Annotated in this window: 18 protein-coding genes; 10 read left to right on the forward strand and 8 right to left on the reverse strand. The window is 66.7% G+C overall.

What is annotated here, in order from left to right; all coding sequences use genetic code 11:
• Positions 1-5: 5 nt before the first annotated feature.
• Positions 6-1,364 (reverse strand): histidine kinase, encoded by a 1,359-nt coding sequence (locus ACQR1H_RS02185; protein ID WP_434873137.1) that lies wholly within the window; start codon positions 1,362-1,364, stop codon positions 6-8.
• Between the two features lie 195 nt (positions 1,365-1,559).
• Between ACQR1H_RS02185 and ACQR1H_RS02190 the strand changes: the two genes are divergently transcribed.
• From ACQR1H_RS02190 to ACQR1H_RS02205, 4 genes are all read left to right on the forward strand, one after another.
• Positions 1,560-2,339: a MotA/TolQ/ExbB proton channel family protein gene (locus tag ACQR1H_RS02190; RefSeq protein ID WP_434873138.1), complete on the forward strand. Its 780-nt coding sequence runs from the start codon at positions 1,560-1,562 to the stop codon at positions 2,337-2,339.
• Positions 2,336-3,007 carry a hypothetical protein gene (locus tag ACQR1H_RS02195; RefSeq protein ID WP_316183106.1) on the forward strand — a complete coding sequence of 224 codons (672 nt, stop codon included), beginning with the start codon at positions 2,336-2,338 and terminating at the stop codon, positions 3,005-3,007. The genes ACQR1H_RS02190 and ACQR1H_RS02195 overlap by 4 nt, the downstream gene beginning before the upstream one ends.
• On the forward strand, positions 3,004-3,612 hold the full coding sequence (locus tag ACQR1H_RS02200) for a hypothetical protein (RefSeq protein WP_434873139.1): 609 nt from the start codon (positions 3,004-3,006) through the stop codon (positions 3,610-3,612). The genes ACQR1H_RS02195 and ACQR1H_RS02200 overlap by 4 nt, the downstream gene beginning before the upstream one ends.
• Before the next feature lie 259 nt (positions 3,613-3,871).
• Entirely contained in the window at positions 3,872-4,810 is a 939-nt protein-coding gene (locus tag ACQR1H_RS02205) for a S1/P1 nuclease (RefSeq protein ID WP_434873140.1), read from the forward strand.
• 13 nt (positions 4,811-4,823) lie between these two features.
• Here ACQR1H_RS02205 and ACQR1H_RS02210 read toward each other — a convergent pair whose 3' ends face one another.
• Positions 4,824-5,543 carry an SDR family oxidoreductase gene (locus ACQR1H_RS02210; protein ID WP_434838441.1) on the reverse strand — a complete coding sequence of 240 codons (720 nt, stop codon included), beginning with the start codon at positions 5,541-5,543 and terminating at the stop codon, positions 4,824-4,826.
• Positions 5,544-5,642: 99 nt separating this feature from the next.
• Here ACQR1H_RS02210 and ACQR1H_RS02215 point away from each other — a divergent pair, with 99 nt between their 5' ends.
• Complete coding sequence (locus ACQR1H_RS02215; protein ID WP_434907050.1) at positions 5,643-6,533, forward strand: LysR family transcriptional regulator; 891 nt, start codon at positions 5,643-5,645, stop codon at positions 6,531-6,533.
• Positions 6,534-6,644: 111 nt separating this feature from the next.
• Here the strand turns inward: ACQR1H_RS02215 and ACQR1H_RS02220 are convergent, their stop codons facing one another.
• The gene (locus ACQR1H_RS02220; RefSeq protein WP_315801156.1) at positions 6,645-6,875 is read right to left on the reverse strand and encodes a hypothetical protein; all 231 of its coding nucleotides are present in this window, start codon (positions 6,873-6,875) and stop codon (positions 6,645-6,647) included.
• A 609-nt stretch (positions 6,876-7,484) separates the two neighbouring features.
• Between ACQR1H_RS02220 and ACQR1H_RS02225 the strand changes: the two genes are divergently transcribed.
• From ACQR1H_RS02225 to ACQR1H_RS02240, 4 genes are all read left to right on the forward strand, one after another.
• Positions 7,485-8,225: a metallophosphoesterase family protein gene (locus tag ACQR1H_RS02225; protein WP_434907051.1), complete on the forward strand. Its 741-nt coding sequence runs from the start codon at positions 7,485-7,487 to the stop codon at positions 8,223-8,225.
• A gap of 3 nt (positions 8,226-8,228) precedes the next feature.
• Positions 8,229-9,701 (forward strand): serine/threonine protein kinase, encoded by a 1,473-nt coding sequence (locus ACQR1H_RS02230; RefSeq protein ID WP_434907052.1) that lies wholly within the window; start codon positions 8,229-8,231, stop codon positions 9,699-9,701.
• Positions 9,702-9,806: 105 nt separating this feature from the next.
• Positions 9,807-9,974 carry a hypothetical protein gene (locus ACQR1H_RS02235; protein WP_434846364.1) on the forward strand — a complete coding sequence of 56 codons (168 nt, stop codon included), beginning with the start codon at positions 9,807-9,809 and terminating at the stop codon, positions 9,972-9,974.
• 37 nt (positions 9,975-10,011) lie between these two features.
• Entirely contained in the window at positions 10,012-10,272 is a 261-nt protein-coding gene (locus ACQR1H_RS02240) for a hypothetical protein (RefSeq protein WP_434907053.1), read from the forward strand.
• 194 nt (positions 10,273-10,466) lie between these two features.
• On the opposite strand, the gene ACQR1H_RS02245 is transcribed toward ACQR1H_RS02240, so the two are convergent.
• From ACQR1H_RS02245 to rpe, 3 genes are read right to left on the reverse strand one after another with little or no spacing between them, the layout of a single operon-like run.
• Positions 10,467-11,297: a bifunctional allantoicase/(S)-ureidoglycine aminohydrolase gene (locus tag ACQR1H_RS02245; RefSeq protein WP_316176884.1), complete on the reverse strand. Its 831-nt coding sequence runs from the start codon at positions 11,295-11,297 to the stop codon at positions 10,467-10,469.
• A 45-nt stretch (positions 11,298-11,342) separates the two neighbouring features.
• Positions 11,343-11,828: an ureidoglycolate lyase gene (locus ACQR1H_RS02250; protein WP_315801152.1), complete on the reverse strand. Its 486-nt coding sequence runs from the start codon at positions 11,826-11,828 to the stop codon at positions 11,343-11,345.
• 15 nt (positions 11,829-11,843) lie between these two features.
• Positions 11,844-12,545, reverse strand: a complete 702-nt coding sequence (gene rpe, locus ACQR1H_RS02255; RefSeq protein ID WP_315801151.1) for a ribulose-phosphate 3-epimerase — start codon at positions 12,543-12,545, stop codon at positions 11,844-11,846.
• A 229-nt stretch (positions 12,546-12,774) separates the two neighbouring features.
• Between rpe and ACQR1H_RS02260 the strand changes: the two genes are divergently transcribed.
• On the forward strand, positions 12,775-13,548 hold the full coding sequence (locus ACQR1H_RS02260) for an EF-hand domain-containing protein (RefSeq protein ID WP_434907054.1): 774 nt from the start codon (positions 12,775-12,777) through the stop codon (positions 13,546-13,548).
• A gap of 2 nt (positions 13,549-13,550) precedes the next feature.
• Here the strand turns inward: ACQR1H_RS02260 and ACQR1H_RS02265 are convergent, their stop codons facing one another.
• Together ACQR1H_RS02265 and ACQR1H_RS02270 are read right to left on the reverse strand one after the other, a co-directional pair.
• The gene (locus ACQR1H_RS02265; RefSeq protein WP_434907055.1) at positions 13,551-14,549 is read right to left on the reverse strand and encodes a P1 family peptidase; all 999 of its coding nucleotides are present in this window, start codon (positions 14,547-14,549) and stop codon (positions 13,551-13,553) included.
• Positions 14,550-14,626: 77 nt separating this feature from the next.
• Entirely contained in the window at positions 14,627-17,401 is a 2,775-nt protein-coding gene (locus ACQR1H_RS02270; RefSeq protein WP_434907056.1) for a PAS domain S-box protein, read from the reverse strand.
• Between the last annotated feature and the right edge of the window lie 36 nt (positions 17,402-17,437).

Here is a 17,437-nt window from a genome sequence, read left to right on the forward strand (position 1 = left end):
TCGTCTCAAGCGGCCAGTGGAATTGTCGCGGAGACGCTGAGCCCGCGCGCGGCCGGGCCGATCGACAGCGAGCCGCCGACGGCGGCGATTCGCTCGCGGATGCCGGTGAGGCCGAAGCCGCTCGATTGCACCAGCAGTGCCGCATCGCCGCCGCCGTCGTCCTCGACCGAGATCACGAGCGCGCTGTCGGGACCCTGGCGGCGCTCGACCCGCAGCGACACCTCGCTCGCGCTGGTGTGGCGGAGCGCATTGGTCAGGCATTCCTGCGCCATGCGATAGGCGGTGACCGCGACCGGGCCCTGAATGTCGGCGAGATCGCCGTGCAGGGCGAGCCGGATCGCGGGTCGCGCGGCATGCTGATAGTTCTCGGTCAGCGCGATCAGGCCGGCGGCGAGGCCGAGCTCCTCGGTGAGCGGACGGCGCAGCCGGCTCAAGGTGCCGCGCAGGCAGGCCATCAGATGGCTGACGGACTGCGTGATCATGCGTGCATCCTGGGCGACCTGATCGTTGCGGCCGCTGCCGGCGCTCTCGATCGTCGAGGCAAAGGCGAGGATGGCCGTGAGGTTCTGCCCGAATTCGTCGTGCAGCTCGCGCGCCAGCGCCCGCCGCTCCTCGTCGCGGATGTCGAGCAGGCGCTCGGTCAGCGCGGCGCGCTGCTCGTTGGCCTGCGCCAGCCGGTCGCCGAGCTCGCCGACGGCGCGGCCGATCATGGCGAGCTCCATCGAGCGGAAGCGCGGCAGTGCGGGGCGGTGGTCGCCCTCGGCCATCCGCTGCAGGGCCTGGACGATGCTGCGCGCCGGCGCCAGCGCATGCGCGATCGCCAGCGAGGCCAGCACGCCGATCGCGATCGCCATCGCCAGCGCCACGCCAAAACTGTCCTGGATGCGCAGCCAGGCGAGCTGGATCGCCGCATCGGGATCGGCGATCGCCGAAACGGTTCCCGCCGTGGTGGAGCGCGCGCTGATCGGCTGCGCGACCGCCGCGTGATCGCCGAGGATGGCTTCCACGGCGCCTGAGAACCAGCGCGGCGGCGCGGCGCCGAGGCCCTTGCTCTGGCCGCACAGCGGCTTTTCGAAGGCGGCCTCGGGCTTGAGCTGCACGCAGATGCCGGGCGCGATCAGCTTCATGGTCTCGGTCGTGCGCCAGTCGGGCAGCGGCAGCAGCCGCTCGCGCGACCGGTTGCCGCGCAGCAGAAGCTCGCGCCAATACAGCGCCTCCAGCGCCTGCGAGACCCGGTCGGCCGATGCCGCGGTGGCGCGGTCGACGCTGCGATAGGCGTCGATGGTGACCCATACGGCCGCGGCGGCCAGACACAGCAGCACGATCAGCGCGAGGCGCGCAATGAGCTGGAGCACGAGACGCATGCGATCCTCTCCACGGCTTTTGCCGCAGCGTAACAATGGGCTGGTGCTCCGCCAAGTAAATGCACTGCAGCAAGCCGCAGGTTGGGAAATTTTCCCGAGCGCCTCGAGGCAGATGTCTTTGGACGCTGTTCCGCCGCTCTGCTTAACTCCCTCTGCGAAGCGCCGAACGAAAAGGCGCGCATCGGGAGGTCTTGCATGAGCGTGATCAGCAGTGCCGATCGGGTGGAACCTGCGCGCGATAGCGCCGAGCGCGGGCCGCTGCTGCTCTGGATGATCTTCACCGGCCTCACGATATTCGCCGCCGTGGTGCTCGCCCGCTACGGCTATTTCCACCTGATGGTCGCCTCAGACCGCACCTACATCTCCAGCGTCATCGCCGTGCTCTACGTCGTGACCTGCTGCCATTGCTTCTGGCGCACCAGAGCGATCGCGCGCGAGGCGGATGCAGCGCGGCGCTGCCGCGCCGTGCTGATCGGGCCCGATGCGGCGCGCGCGCTCGAACCTGATGCTCAGTTGCTTCCCAACGGGCTCGTCACCAACCACATCCGCAGCCTCGTCACCAAGGCGCAAACGCAAGGGGCAGGGCGTCTCGACCAGACCTTGCTGCTGCGGACGCTCGCCGACCGCCTGCGCGGCTCCAACGGCTTCGGCGGCTTCGCCTCGGACACGCTGATGAAGCTCGGCCTGCTCGGCACCATCATCGGCTTCATCATCATGCTGGCGCCGATTGCCGGTCTCGACATCAACGACAAGCTGGCGATGAAGTCCTCGATGGGATTGATGAGCGACGGCATGGCGGTGGCGATGTACACGACGCTCGCCGGCCTCGTCGGCTCGATCCTGGTGCGCATCCAGTACTACATGCTGGATGCGGCGACCGGGCGCGTGTTCTCGGACGCGGTCATGCTCACCGAGACGCGGGTGACACCGCGGCTCGAGCGCGCGATGGATCGCGCGCCGGAGCAGGACGCATGATGGACGATTTCGGGCTCTATCCGCGCGAGGAGCAGTTCGACCCGTTCAGCGTCATGCTGTTCAAGGCGCTGCAGATCGTCGCGTTCTTCTTCTTCATCGCGGTGCTCGCGATCTCGCCGGACGCCAAGGACGGCAAGGTGGACAGCAAGGCCGAGTTTCTGATCACGATGGACTGGCCGGACAACCATCCCGACGATCTCGACCTGTTCGTGCAGGACCCCGTCGGCAACATCGCCTGGTACCGGCATCGCGAGGCCGGCTTCCTCACGCTCGACCGCGACGACCGCGGCGGCGCCAACGATTTCATCCTGGTCAACGGCCTGAAGATCCCGTCGCCGATCCGCGAGGAGATCGTCACGATCAGAGGCATCGTCGCCGGCGAATACACCGTCAACATCTCGCATTTCCAGAACGTCAGCGGCGCGCCGGTCGAGGCCACCGTGAAGGTGCAGAAGCTCAACCCGACCGCGCAGGTGATCTTCGACGACAAGGTCGTGCTCGACCATTCCGGCGACGAGAAGACGGCGCTGCGGTTCAAGCTCAATGCGGAGGGCAAGGTCATCGACGTCCAGCGGCGGCCAAAGTCGCTGCTGGAGACGTTCCGGAATGTCCGCGCCAACGGTGCCGACCTCGATCCCAAGACCGGCGTCAGGATGATCAGGCGATGACGAGCAATCTGCAGACCGTCATCGTCACGCTGTCCGTGTGCTACGCGCTGATCGGCGCGCTGCTCCTGCTGGTGCTGGTCTATGCAAGACTGCCATGGCAGGTGAAAGCGGTGGCGGTGATCATCACCAGCACGTTCTATGTCGGCAGCTTCGTCGGCGCCCGCGGCCTGCTCGGCTGGGCCAGCGTCGACCGGCTGCCGCGGAGCTTCAAGGTGCTGCAGGTGCGGATCGTCGATCCGCACTCCGTCGAGGGCGATCCCGGCGCGGTCTATCTGTGGGTCGAGGCGCTGGACGACGACAACCGTCCGAGCGGCGTGCCGCGCGCCTATCGCATTCCCTACAGCGACACACTTGCCGACAAGGCCCAGCACGCCGCCGACCAGATCGCGGCCGGTCATCCGCAGGGCGGTCGCGCCGCTGATTTCGGCACCGGCGACGGCGGCGTCATCGACGCCGCGCGCGAATACATTCTGCCGAAGACCATCATCGAGACCGCCGGCGGCGATCCCTCCACCGGCGAGTTCAAGGCCGCCAAGAACGCCGGCGACGGCGTCTCGTTCACGCCACTGCTGCCGCCGCGCATGCCGCCGAAGGACGAGCAGTGAACGGGGCGACGCGGAAGAGCCTCCCAGCGGAGAGTCGATAACTCGCCACCGTCATTGCGAGGAGCGAAGCGACGAAGCAATCCAGGGTCCAGTTCGCAGCCCTGGATGCTTCGCTGCGCTCGCAATGACGGCGGAAAATGACCGCGGCGCAAGCGGTGAAATTGCCAACTTTCTCCATTCAAGCTAGGCTCAGGATCGTCTAGTAATCCAGCCGAATGCGCGTTTCATTTGTTGATTGAATCTCGAGGGGGGCTTCGCGATGCGTAAGCTGATGATTGCGTTTTTGGCCCTGATGTTGTGGCCGGCCGGACCGGCTCTGGCCTGGTGGGACGAGGGCCACATGCAGATCGCCTATCTGGCCTACAAGAAGCTGTCCCCGGCGACGCGGGACCGGGCCGATGCGCTGCTCAAGCTCAATCCCGACTACCCCAGCTGGGTTGCCGGCGCGCCTGCGGGACAGGAGAAGCTATACGCTTTCGTGCATGCGGCGACCTGGCCGGACGACATCAAGATGAAGCCGGACTATTACGACGATCAGGTGACGGATTCGACAGCGAAGCAGCTGGTGCCGTACGGCCACCTCAAGCATCAGTATTGGCACTACAAGGACGCGCTGTTCTCGGCCGACGACACGCCGCTGCCGCGCCCTGATGCTGTGGATGCGGTGTCGCAGCTCAAGCTGATGATCGCCAAGCTGCCGGCGAACACCGACGCCTCGGAGCCGCTGCGTTCGTACAGCCTCAGCTGGAGCATCCACCTCGTCGGCGATCTGCACCAGCCGCTGCACGCCATCGCCCGCTATTCGTCCGCGCTTCCCGACAAAGGCGGCGACCGCGGCGGCAATGAGGAGCAGGTGATCGCCGCCAACGGCGAGACGCAGAATCTGCACGCCTATTGGGACGGCATCTTCGGCGGCTATTCGACCGTGTTCGGCGCGATCTTCGACGCCGACCAGCGCGGAGGCCTGTCGACCGTCACGCCCGACGCCGGCAAGGCGCAGATCATCGACCCCGCGGTGTGGGCGCAAGAGAGCTTCGATCTCGCCAAGACGGTGGCCTATGCCTCTCCCGTTCGCACGGACAAGCAGCCGGTCGAATTGACCCGCGAGTACGAGACCAACGCCCGCGACCTTGCCCGCAAGCAGGCCGCGCTCGCCGCTGCGCGGCTCGCCAACCTTCTCGAGGTGGTGTTGCGGTAGAGCCGCCTGCGCCTCACGGCGCCCGCGTCGGACGAACGACGATCTCGTTGACGTCGACATCGTCGGGTTGCTGGATGGCATAGCGCACGGCGCGGCCGATCGCGTCCGGCTGCAGGGCAATCGCGCGGTAGCTGCGCATCATCTCGGCTGCGGTCTCGTCCGTGATGGTGCTGGCGAGTTCGCTCTCGACCACGCCCGGATGGATGCAGGTGACGCGCAGCTTGTCATTCTCCTGCCGGAGCCCGTCCGAGATCGCCCGCACGGCGTGCTTGGTCGCGCAGTAGATTGCGGCGGTCGGCACGACCTGCAGAGCGCCGATCGAGGCGATGTTGATGATGTGTCCGGAGCCGCGGGCCAGCATGCCGGGCAACACCGCCGCGATGCCGTTCAGCACGCCCTTGATGTTGACGTCGACCATGCGATCCCACTCGTCGACCTTCATCGAGGCCATCGGCGAGAGCGGCATGATGCCGGCATTGTTGATCATGACGTCCACGTGCCCCCACATCGCGCGCGCAGCCTCGGCAAAGGCCGCGACATCGGCGCGGTTGGTCACATCCAGCGCCCGAACCTCGGCGGTTTGGCCGGCCGCGTGCAGCTCGGCGGCGAGCGCCTCGAGCCGATCCAGGCGGCGCGCGCCCAGCAGCAGCCGCGCGCCCGTGGCGGCCAGCTCTCGTGCGATCCCCGCGCCAATGCCGCTCGACGCCCCGGTAATCAGGATGACCTTGTCCATGTTCAACTCCTGTCGGTTGGTGACGGGCGGAAGCTACGTTGCCGGAATTGTCACGAAAATTTGCCCAATGCTTGCCTCGGTGGTAAGCGTATCTAACCAATGCGGGTCGACAAGAACATGATCGAGCTGTTCGTGGCGGTGGCCGAGGCCGGGAGCTTCCGCCTTGCCGCGGACCGTCTGGGCGTGACGCGGTCTGCCGTCAGCCAGGCCATGGGCAGGCTGGAGGACCATCTCGGGATTTCCCTGGTCAGCCGGACGACCCGCAGCTTCAGCCTGACCGAGGCGGGACGCCGTTTCTATGCCGATGTCGCGCCGGCGATCGGCGCGCTGAATGCCGCCGCCGAGCAGATCGGCGACAAGGCCGGGCCGCCGTCCGGCCTGCTGCGGCTGGCCGTGTCCTCCATCGCCGAGCGCTTCATCTCCGGGCCATTGCTGGCCTCGTTCATGCAAACCTGTCCCGCGATCGAACTGGACATCACCATCACCGACGACACCTTCGACATCGTCGCCGAGCACTACGACGCGGGGGTGCGCCTCGGAGAAGTCATCGCGCAGGACATGATCGCTGTCCCGGTGTCCGGAGATCAGAGGCAGCTGGCCTTCGCCGCACCGAGCTATCTGGAAGAACACAGCGCGCCGGCGCACCCGCGCGACCTGATTCATCATGCCTGCATCGGCTGGCGGCCCGCGCCGCTGGTCGCGCCCTATCGCTGGGAGTTCACCGAAGCGGGCAGCGACTTCAATGTCGAGGTGAAGCCCAGCCTGACGACCAACGACATATCGTTGATGATCCGCACCGCATGCGCGGGCGGCGGCATCACCTTCGGCATGGAGGAGACGTTCCAGCCCTACGTCGCGCGTGGCGAACTGGTGCCGCTGCTCGAAAGCTTTTCCGCGCCGTTTGCCGGATTCTACCTGTACTTTCCAAGGCGCCGGAACTTGGCGCCCAAGCTCCGCGCGCTCATCGACCATGCGAGGCGGGGACTATGACAGCAGCGAGGTCTTCATCATCGTGTAGCCCGGAAGAGCGAAAGCGATATCCGGGTTCACCGACAGAGCGCGTGAGACACTCGACTGCCGCTTCCGGCGTGGGCACACGGACTACGACTCCTCCTCCTCAAAGAGGTCGGGTTCGCCAATCCAATTGATGACGATCTGCTTGGCAACCTGCTTGTGTCCCCAAGGAGATGTCAGCCCGACATCATAAATATGCAGGTGATTTCTGTTTTGCGTCTTAAGTCTAGTCAATTGATCTATCAACACATCGACGCCGTCGGTATCGACCATCAGATCGACACCACCAAGTACTTCGTTCCAAACAGCGATAATCATCGGTTATTCCGGAGCGTGAGACGCGGGAACGGATTTCGCCGTGTAGCAAGCGCCATCCAAGAAATCTATTTCATTTTTTCAGAAATCATGCTATACGCTATCATCCCGTCCCGAGCAGAGGGGCGTAGCGCGCGATCGTCACGACACGTGGGGCGGGGAAGCGATGGACGCTGGGCTAGCGTGAGACGAGCGCTTGGCCTGCGGACGTGAAGTCGTGTCGTCCTGGCCTCCCGGTGCCGAGGTCAAGCTGACGCCAGCGCTCGCGCGCTGCGTCAATGACGGGGTCAACAAGCCGGTCCCCGGGGAGATCACGATATAAGCGTTAAAACCGTCGCGCGGGGAATGCCGGATGTTCGGCTGAACCTGTGGTGACTGCCGCCTGCGTTTTTCTGCAGGCGGGCCATGGGTGAGGCCTTCACCCGGCATTCCCCGCGCCCTCTCGCTTGTCGATTGGGCACCGCGATCGCAAAGCTCGGGCGTGAGCCGCCGCGAGAACGAAAGACCGCGCGTCAACCGCCAGCGCTCAAAACCCTTGCCCGGCCCGGCCGGTTTGATGTTGCTCAAATTCCGTGCGAAGCCCGCTTGTACGGTTGAACCGGGAGGAACGGCGTGCTGCTTGCGATCTTCACCGATATCCATGCCAATCGGCAGGCCTTTGCGGCCTGCCTGGAGGCGGCGCGTGCCCGTGGCGCGGATCGTCTCATCTGTCTCGGCGACATCGTCGGCTATGGCGCCGATCCGGAATGGTCGGTCGACACCGTCATGGAGATCGTCGCCGCGGGCGGGCTGGCGGTGCGCGGCAATCATGACAATGCCGTCTCGGTGGCGAGCGAGACCATGAATGCCGAGGCGCAGGCGGCGATGGAGTGGACGCGCGGCCGGCTCAGCGCCGAGCAGCGCCGCTTTCTCGCCGAGCTGCCGATGAGCATCGGCGACGACGACCGGTTGTTCGTGCATGCGGAGGCGTCCAGCCCACTGCGCTGGCGCTATGTGCAGTCGTCGGCCGACGCCGCGCGCAGCATGATCGCCACCGAGGCCCAGGTCACGTTCTGCGGCCACATCCACCGTCCGGCGCTGTACTCGATGTCCGCCACAGCCAAGATGACGAGCTTCACCCCGACCGCCAACATGCCCATTCAGCTGTTGCGCGGCCGGCAATGGCTGGCCGTGGTCGGCTCGGTCGGCCAGCCGCGCGACGGTGATCCGGCCGCGTCGTTCGTGACCTTCGACACCAAGACCCGCGAGCTGACCTATTGCCGCGTGCCCTATGACGTCGACGCGGCGGCGCAGCGCATTCGCGACAACGGCCTGCCGCCCTGGCTGGCGCAGCGGCTCTCGATGGGGCGGTAGAGCATGCCAAGAGCGAAACTTCAGCCGGGCGTCGTGATCGACGGCTTCACGGTCGGCGAATGTGTCCATTCCGGCGGCATGGCGACGCTGTGGAGCGTCGCCCATCCGGACATCGACCGGCCCATCCTGATGAAGGTGCCGCGCGTCTCCGAGGGCGAGGATCCCGCGGCGATCGTCAGCTTCGAGATGGAGCAGATGATCCTGCCGAAACTGTCCGGGCCGCATGTGCCGGCCTGTTTCGGCACCGGCGATTTCGCCACCCAGGCCTATGTGGTGATCGAGCAGATCCCGGGCGAGACGCTGTACAAGCGGCTGCCCGAGCTGCCGCTGGCTTACGAGGAGGCGCGGGTGCTGGTCGCGAAGATCGCGACCGCGCTCGCCGATATTCACCGGCAGCACGTCATCCATCACGACATCAAGCCCTCCAGCATCATGTTCCGGCCGTCGGGGGAGGCGGTGCTGATCGACTACGGCCTGTCCTGCCACAAGCACTTGCCGGATCTCTTGCAGGAAGAGTTCCGCCTGCCTTACGGCACGGCGCCCTACATGGCGCCCGAGCGCATGATGGGCACGCGCAGCGATCCGCGCAGCGACATCTTTTCGCTCGGCGTGCTGCTCTACTTCTTCACCACCGGCGTGCGGCCGTTCGGCGAGACCGAGACGCTGCGGGGCATGCGCCGGCGTCTCTGGCGAGATCCCTATCCGCCGCGGCAATTGAAGCCGGACTATCCACCGTGGCTGCAGGAGATCGTGCTGCGCTGCCTGGAGATCGAGCCGGTCTGGCGCTACCCGACCGCGGCGCAGCTTGCCTTCGATCTCGGCCATCCCGACCAGGTCAAGCTCACGGCGCGCGCGGAGAAGGTCAAGCGCGATCCGATCACGACCGTGTGGCGGCGCCGCTTCAACCGCGGCCTGGTGCAGCCGGAACAGAAAGCATCCGATGTCGCGGTGCAGATCGCCTCCAGTCCGATCGTGGCGGTCGCGATCGACACCGCGGAAGGCGGCGAGGAGCTCAACGGCGCGCTGCGGCTCACCGCGCAGCGCATCCTCGCGACCTTGCCTGCGGCGCGGCTCGCCTGCGTCAACGTGCTGAAGCTCGGGCGCCTCACCATCGACCGCACCCTGGACGAGGAGGGCAACAACAAGCACATCGATCGCATGGTCGCGCTGAAGCACTGGGCGACGCCGCTCAAGCTCGACGCCAGCCGGCTGACGGTGCATGTGCTAGAGGCCGTCGATCCGGCCGCCACCATCATCGAGTTCGCCGAGGCCAACCAGGTCGACCACATCATCATCGGCGCCCGTCGCGATTCGGTGCTGCGTTCGCTGCTCGGCAGCGTCTCGGCGAAGGTCGCCGCGGAGGCGGGCTGCACCGTCACCGTGGTCCGCACACGCCACGCCGCGCGGGAGATGGACGACGACGATGTGCCGGCGAAGGTCGGGTCGGGCGGACGAGGAGGCAACTCCTCATGGTGAGGAGCGCCGCAGGCGCGTCTCGAACCATGAGGTCCGGTCGGGGGCCTCGCCCTTCGAGACGCCCGCCTCTGGCGGGCTCCTCAGGGTGAGGCGTGGCAGCGGTGCGTGAAGAAGGATGTCGTGGGGGCTGCTCTCTTACAGCATTTGAGTGCGGGGCAGGAGACCTTCACCATGCGGTTCGAGCGCTACGCCGGCGGCACCTCAGCCCGACCGTTCAGCGCCGTTTCCGCCGGCGAGGGCGATGTGCGCATGAACCGTGGGCGTATCAACTGAGAGCATAGTTCGAGTATTCTACGGAGCCGTCTGGAAAGTGGATCTGCCAGATTTCGTAAGCGGTGAAGTTCAAGATCTGGAGCTTGATCGAGTTGCCAAAGAGCAGGATCAGGTCAGCCGTTTCTCTGTCGAACCGGGCATCGCTGCACGATGTACCATGCAGGAGCCTAGACATTTCCTGCGTCGCATCGATGGGGGGCGGAAGACCATATTGCTGTCGGTGATCGAAGCTCGACAGCACAGCGCGGCCGTCTTGTATGAGGCGCCAGTAGAAGGCCTACAAGATGGTGCCGTCTGAAAATTTCAAGCCGACGGCTGCTGCTCCGATTTCGTCAGGAGCATCCTCAGCGGAGACATCGACCTGGGTTCCTCGTAGCTTGACGAGACTTTGCTCCAATGCGGTCATCATTTCGTATCGCTCTATGCAGGGTGATCAACTCCAAGCTGTCAGTCCCGCAGCAAGTACGCCACCACTGCGGCGTTCGGCTCACCTCACCGGAACGGGCGCAGCTTCATGTGGCGGTTGGCGTCCTTGTAGAGCAGATAGCGGAAGCGGCCGGGGCCGCCGGCGTAGCAGGCCTGAGGGCAGAACGCGCGCAGCCACATGAAGTCGCCGGCCTCGACCTCGACCCAGTCGCGGTTGAGCTTGTAGACGGCCTTGCCCTCGAGCACGTAGAGTCCGTGCTCCATCACATGCGTCTCCAGGAACGGGATCACGGCGCCGGGCTCGAAGGTGACGATGTTGACGTGCATGTCGTGGCGGACGTCGAGCGGATCGACGAAGCGCGTGGTGGCCCAGCGGCCGTCCGTGCCGGGCATCCCGACGGGCGCAGTCGTCGCCTCGTTGGTGACGAAGGCGTCCGGCGCGGGGATGCCGGGGACGGCCTCATAGGCCTTGCGGATCCAGTGGAAGGTCGCGGGCGCCGCGCTGGCGTTCTTCAGCGTCCACTTGCAGGAGGGCGGCAGGAAGGCGTAGCCGCCCTTGCCCAAGCGATGCTCGGTGCCGGCGATGGTCAGCGCGATCTCGCCCCCGACGACGAACAGCACGCCTTCGGCCTCGGGATCAGGCTCCGGCTGGGTGCTGCCGCCGCCGGGCGACACCTCGACGATGTATTGCGAGAACGTCTCCGAGAAGCCGGAGAGGGGACGCGCGATCACCCAGGTCCGGGTCTTGTCCCAGAACGGCAGCGCCGAGGTGACGATGTCGCGCATCACGCCCTTCGGGATCACGGCGTAGGCCTCGGTGAACACGGCGCGTCCGGTGAGAAGATCGGTCTGCGGCGGGTGGCCGCCCTGCGGCACGAAGTAGTTCGGCTTGTCCATCGTCGTCTCTCCTGCGCGCGGATCGGCACGCCCGCGCGCCATGATTCAGGGGATGCTCAGGAACAGCGGCTGGTCGAGCCACAGCTCCTCGAGATTGTCGGGACTCATGCGGTCGACCACCATGAAGCGCGAGGCCTCGTCGAACACCAGCAGCGGATGATGCCAGACGTTGCGCGCGTAGTTCACGCCCTGGCGTCCGCTGGCGGCGAAGGCGCGGTAGCTCGCGGGATCCCGCGGATCGGCGCAGACCAGCACCAGCCAAGGCCGGTCCTGCAGTGGCATGAACAACTGGGTGCCGAGCGGATGCCGCTCCATCAGCCTGATCTCGATCGGGAGCGGCCGCGGCTTGGCCTCGAACAGGCTGATATTGACGTCGACGCCGCCCGAGGTGACGTCGATGGCGGCGAGGCCGTTGCAGCGGCGGGCAAAGCCCTGGTTGATGTCGATGGGCTGGGCGCCATCGGTCTCGACGACGTCGCCGAAGGCGGCGAACGCGGCTTTCGTCAGCGGCTGCGGCGTGAGCGTGTGCATCCCGCCTCGCGTGCCTCAGATCGCTTCGCCGCGCGCCAACGTGGCGGCGCTGCGGATCGCGGCGATGTTGCTGCGATAGGCCTCCTCCGTGCCGCCCTTGAACACGGCGGAGCCTGCGACAAAGGCGTTGGCGCCGGCCGCGGCGAGCGCGCCGGCATTGTCGCGGCCGACGCCGCCATCGACCTCGATATCGATCGGCCGGCCGGCGGTCATCGCCCGCAGATCCTGGATCTTGCCGATCGCCGAGGGGATGAATGCCTGGCCGCCGAAGCCGGGATTGACCGACATGATCAGCACGAGGTCGACGAGGTCGAGCACGTATTCGATGACGTTGAGCGGCGTCGAGGGGTTGAGCGAGACGCCGGCCTTCTTGCCGAGCGCGCGGATCGCCTGCAGCGAGCGATGCAGATGCGGGCCGGCCTCGGCATGGACCGTGATGTGGTCGCAGCCGGCCTTGGCAAAGGCTTCGAGATAGGGATCGCAGGGCGTGATCATCAGATGCGCGTCGAAGATCTTGGTGGTGTGCGGGCGCAGCGCCTTGATGACGTCAGGGCCGTAGGAAATGTTCGGCACGAAATGGCCGTCCATGACGTCGAGATGGATCCAGTCGGCCCCGGCGGCATCGACGGCGCGAACCTCCTCGCCGAGCTTGGAGAAATCCGACGCCAGGATCGAAGGCGCGATGACGAGCGGACGCGGCGTGAAGGGCTGGGTCATGGACGGCTGTTCCAGTGCGATCGGGATTGTCGCCGTATCATGCAGGGGCCAGTCCGGCAACGCGAGCAGGAAAAATCTGCCGGGCGCGGCATGAAGTGCCGGGTTGGGGCATCCGCAACATCGCGAAATGTCCGGACATATCAGCGGTTTGGCGATGGCATGGCGATTGCGAGGAGAGCGGACGTTCGCATGTCGCCGCCGTTCGCTGCGGCCTTCTCGGAGTTTCACCATGTGGTTTGCACTGGGGGCCGCGGCGTCGGTCCTGGATGGACTGCAGTCGCTGGGATCCACCAAGTCTGGTTCCGGCAAATCGGGCAATGCTGGCGGCGGGCTGTTCAGCCTCAGCGGCGGCAACGCGGGCAGTTCCGGCAATTTCGCCCCGTGGTCGAGCTCCGGCAGCAGCAGCTCCGGGCAGATCGCGCCGGAGACGATGAACGCGCTGCTGGCGGCGCAGAGCCAGTCGGGCACGACGTCGAGCGCGAGCTCGAGCGCCAATCCGCTGCAGGACCTGTTCTCGCAGATCGACGGCGACGGCGACGGGCAGATCACGAAGTCGGAATTCGAGAACGCGCTCGGCGCCGGTGGCACCAACCTCGCCAATGCCGACAAGGTGTTCGGCAAGCTCGACAGCAACGGCGACGGCAGTGTCAGCATGGACGAGCTGACATCGGCGCTGAAGGGCGCGGGCAGCGGTCGTGGCCATCATCGTCATCAGGCCGGCTCTGGCGGGTCGGGCAGCAGCGGCAATTCGTCGGGAGCAGGAGCGGATGCGCTGATGCAGGCGCTGTCGGGCGCCTCGAGCTCCTCGTCCACCAACAGCGACGGGTCGACCACCACCACGATCACCTACGCGGATGGCTCGAAGGTGACGCTGACGACGCCGGCGGCCACCACCGCGTCCAGCGCTGCGACCTCGTCCTACAACATGATCGAGAAGCTGATCCAGCGGCAGTCCAACATGCTGTCGGCCTCCACGACTTCAACGACCGCGGTCAGCGCGTAGGCTCAACTGCCGAAGCGGCCTTGCCAGGACGGCAGCGCGCCGGCGAAGGGCAGCGGCCTCGCGTGATAGACGCCGCGGGCGATCGCGCGCGCCAGGACGTTGGCCGCGACCATGCCGAGCTCGCTCAGCTCGACCAGCGGCTCGATCGGCCTGGCGCAGGTCGCCGCCGCGAACACGATGTCGCCGTCGAGCGGCAGATGCACCGGATAGATCGCACGCGCCATGCCGGTCTGCGCCATCATCGCGAGCCGCTTGGCCTGCGCCTTGGTCAGGACGGCGTCGGTCACGACGAGGCTGATCGTGGTGTTCTCGGAGGCCGACGCCGCCGGGCCGCCCTTGATGCGCATCGCCAGCATGTCCGGCGTGAAGGCGGCCGGCAGGCCGCGGCCGCCGAACTCGCCGTCGACCTCGTACGGCGCTGCCCAGAACCACGGACCGTCGCCGACCGTGACGCTGCCGACCGCATTCACGACCGCGACGGCGGCGACCTTGATGCCGCCTGTCGTCGTCGCTGACGCCGAGCCAAGTCCGCCCTGCAGGTTGGCGGTGGTGGCGCCGAGCCCGGCACCGACGCTGCCGAGCGCGAAGGTCGTGTTGGCCGCCGCTGCGGCTGCGTAGCCGAGCTCGCGATAGGGCGCGTAGCGACCCCAGGCCTTGTTGCCGCCGTTCAAGAGGTCGAACATGATCGCGCCGGGGACGATCGGGATCAGCGCGTCGCGCACGGCAAAGCCGCGCCCCTGTTCCGCCAGCCAGGCCTGGATGCCGCTCGCGGCCTCCAGCCCGAACGCCGAGCCGCCCGACAGGGCAATGCCGTCGACCCGTTCCACGGTATTCGCAGGATCGAGCAGAGCGTCCTCGCGCACCCCAGGCCCGCCGCCGCGGATGTCGATCGCGGCGACCGCCGGCTGATCGAACAGGATCGCGGTGACGCCGGATGCGAGCGCCGCGTCATCGGCGTGTCCCACGCGCACGCCAGGGATGTCGGTGAGGAGGTTCTGCACGGTCGCCCTCGCTGCAGGTGATGATGCCGGATGGATAGCGCGGCCGACGCGGCGGCTCAATGCAACAGCGCGCTGCTTCATCGCTCCAGCGCGATGCGGATCATGCGTGCGAGCTCGGGCTTGCGGTAGGGCTTGGGCAGCAGCAGCACGCCGGCGTCGAGGCGGCCGTGATGCACGATCGCATTCTCGGTATAGCCCGAGGTGAACAGCGTCCGCAGCGACGGCTGCCGCGCGCGGGCGGCATCGGCGAGCTGTCGGCCGTTCATGGCGCCGGGCATGATGACGTCGGTGAACAGCAGGTCGATCTCCGGATGGCGCTCCAGCACGTCGAGCGCCTCGGCGGCATTGGCTGCGGCCAGGGTGGTGTAGCCGAGGCTGCCGACCTGGGCGATCACGTGCTGGCGTACCAGCGGATCGTCCTCCACGATCAGGATCGTCTCGTTGCCGCCGCGCGCGTCCGGCGCCTGCAGGCCCGCGCTGGCGGCCGGAGCGGACGCCGAGTGCGGCAGATACAGCTTGATCGAGGTGCCGTGGCCGACCTCGCTATAGATCTTGATATGGCCGCCCGACTGCTTGACGAAGCCAAACACCATGCTGAGGCCGAGGCCCGTGCCCTTGCCGGTGCCCTTGGTCGAGAAGAACGGATCGAACACCTTCTCGAGATAGGCGGGCGGGATGCCGCAGCCGGTATCGCTGACGGCGATCATCACGTAATCGCCGACGGCAACCTCGCTATGGGCGTCGGCATAGTCCTGGTCGAGCGCGACGTTGGCCGTTTCCAGCGTCAGCTTGCCGCCCTGCGGCATCGCATCGCGTGCATTGAGCGCGAGGTTGACGATCGCGGTGGCGAGCTGGTTCGGATCGGCCAGTGCGGTACATGGATCGGAGCTGAGCGTGCGCTCGATCTCGATCTGCGCGCCGAGCGTCGGCTGCAGCAAGGCTGCGGTCTCGTTCAACAGCGCGTTGACGTCGATATCCGTCGGCTGCAGCGGCTGCTTGCGGGCGAAGGCCAGCAACTGCCGCGTGAGCTGCGCGCCGCGGTCGGCGGAGTCGTCGATCAGCTTGGCGACGGAGGCGAGCTCCGGCCGGTCGGACACGGCGTCGGCAAGAATGCCGATGCTGCCGGTGATGACGGTGAGGATGTTGTTGAAGTCGTGGGCGACGCCGCCGGTGAGCTGCCCGACCGCCTCCATCTTCTGCGCCTGGCGGAATTGCGCCTCGGCGGCGCGCTTCTCGGTGAGGTCGCGGCCGACGAAGAAGTGGCGCTGCACCGGGTCCGACCAGCTCGCCATCCAGTTCAGGACGACGCCGCGGCCTTCCTTGTGCAGGAGCTGCGCCTCGAAATTGTGGACGTCGCGGCCGCGGCGGCAGGCGCGCATCTGGCTACGGACCGCCTCGAGCTCGGGCGGAAAGACGAAGTCGCTGGCATTGCGGCCGACCATCTCCTCCGGCCGGTAGCCGAGCACGTCCACCGCGCTCGGGCTGACCTGCATCAATTGTCCGTAGGAGTTGGCCACCAGGATCAGGTCCTGCGAGGTCTCGAAGATGCGGCGGCGCTCCTCGGTCTCACGGGTCAGGGCGGTTCGGGTGCGCTTGCTCTCGGTGATGTCGCGCGCGACCTTGGAGGCGCCGACGACCGCGCCACGCGCGTCGAGAATCGGGGACACGCCGAGCGACACTTCGATCTCGTGGCCGTCCTTGTGGCGGCGGATCGTCTCGTGATGCTCGATGTTCTCGCCGTCCCCGATCCGGCTCAGGATGCGATCGACCTCACTGCGTCGTTCCGCGGGCACGATCAGGCCGATGTCGTGGCCGAGCGCCTCGTCTGCGCGATATCCGAACAGGTGTTCGGCAGCGCGGTTCCATGATGTGATCTTGCCCTGCAGCGTCAGCGTGATGATGGCGTCGCTGGAGGATTCCACCACGGCGCTGAACAGCCGCTCGCGCGCGATGAAGCGTGCCCGCTCGCTCTCGCTCTCGCGGCGCTGCCGTTGCAACAGCCGCGTGAGTCTTGCCTGCAGACTGACATTGTCCGCGAGCAGGACGCCGAGCACGAAGCTCGCTGCCAGCAGGCCGTAGATGCGCCCTGCGTAGTAGCCCAGGTCGAACCGGGCGGCGTTGAGCAGCGAGGAGAGCGAGAGATCGAACAGCCAGGCGCACAGCACCACCATGACCCAGAGGTCGAGAATGCTGTGCGGCCGGCGCAGCGCCAGCACGAGCAGGGCAGCCGACGTCACGCACCAGATGGCGCCGACCACGATCTTCAATGCCGGCGTGGCAGCGTCGGCGCGGACGAGCGCGGGCAGCGCTGCATCATGGGCGATCACCGCCCAGGTCAGTGCCGCAAGCGCGATCGCCACGCCGAGAATGGCGACCGACAGCGACAGCGCGACGGATTTGACGGGTGTCGGATGGACACGGTCGTGCAGCGCATAGGCGAGAACGAACAGCGGGAACGCGCCGTGCCAGATCATGTAGATCCACACCGCGGTCTGCGGCCCTGCGTCGAGCAGGCCGCTGTGAGAATACAGCCCCGGAAACACCAGCGTATGCAGCAGCGAGGCCGGCGCGGTGAACAGGTAACCGGAGGCCAGCCACAGCAGTGGTCGGGAGCGCAGCAGCACGAACTGGGAGAACAGCAGGAACGCAGTGATGAGATCGTTTAGCGCCAACGCCGATTGGTAGCTCGCGACGAACGCAGGCACTGCCGGCAACTGCACCTTTGCAAAGGGAGCGGCAGCGGCAAACAGCAGGGTCGAGATCGCAATCGCAGCCAATGCTGCGATCTGGTCTCGGCGCGTCGCGGTGGACGTCGACAGAAGGACTTCGCGATGATCCTCGATGCTCTGCATCTCCAGGAATCCTGCGCAACAGAGCCAACGTGCAAA

The sequence above is a fragment of the Bradyrhizobium sp. HKCCYLRH2015 genome (assembly GCF_051168215.1).
Taxonomy (GTDB): Bacteria; Pseudomonadota; Alphaproteobacteria; order Rhizobiales; family Xanthobacteraceae; genus Bradyrhizobium.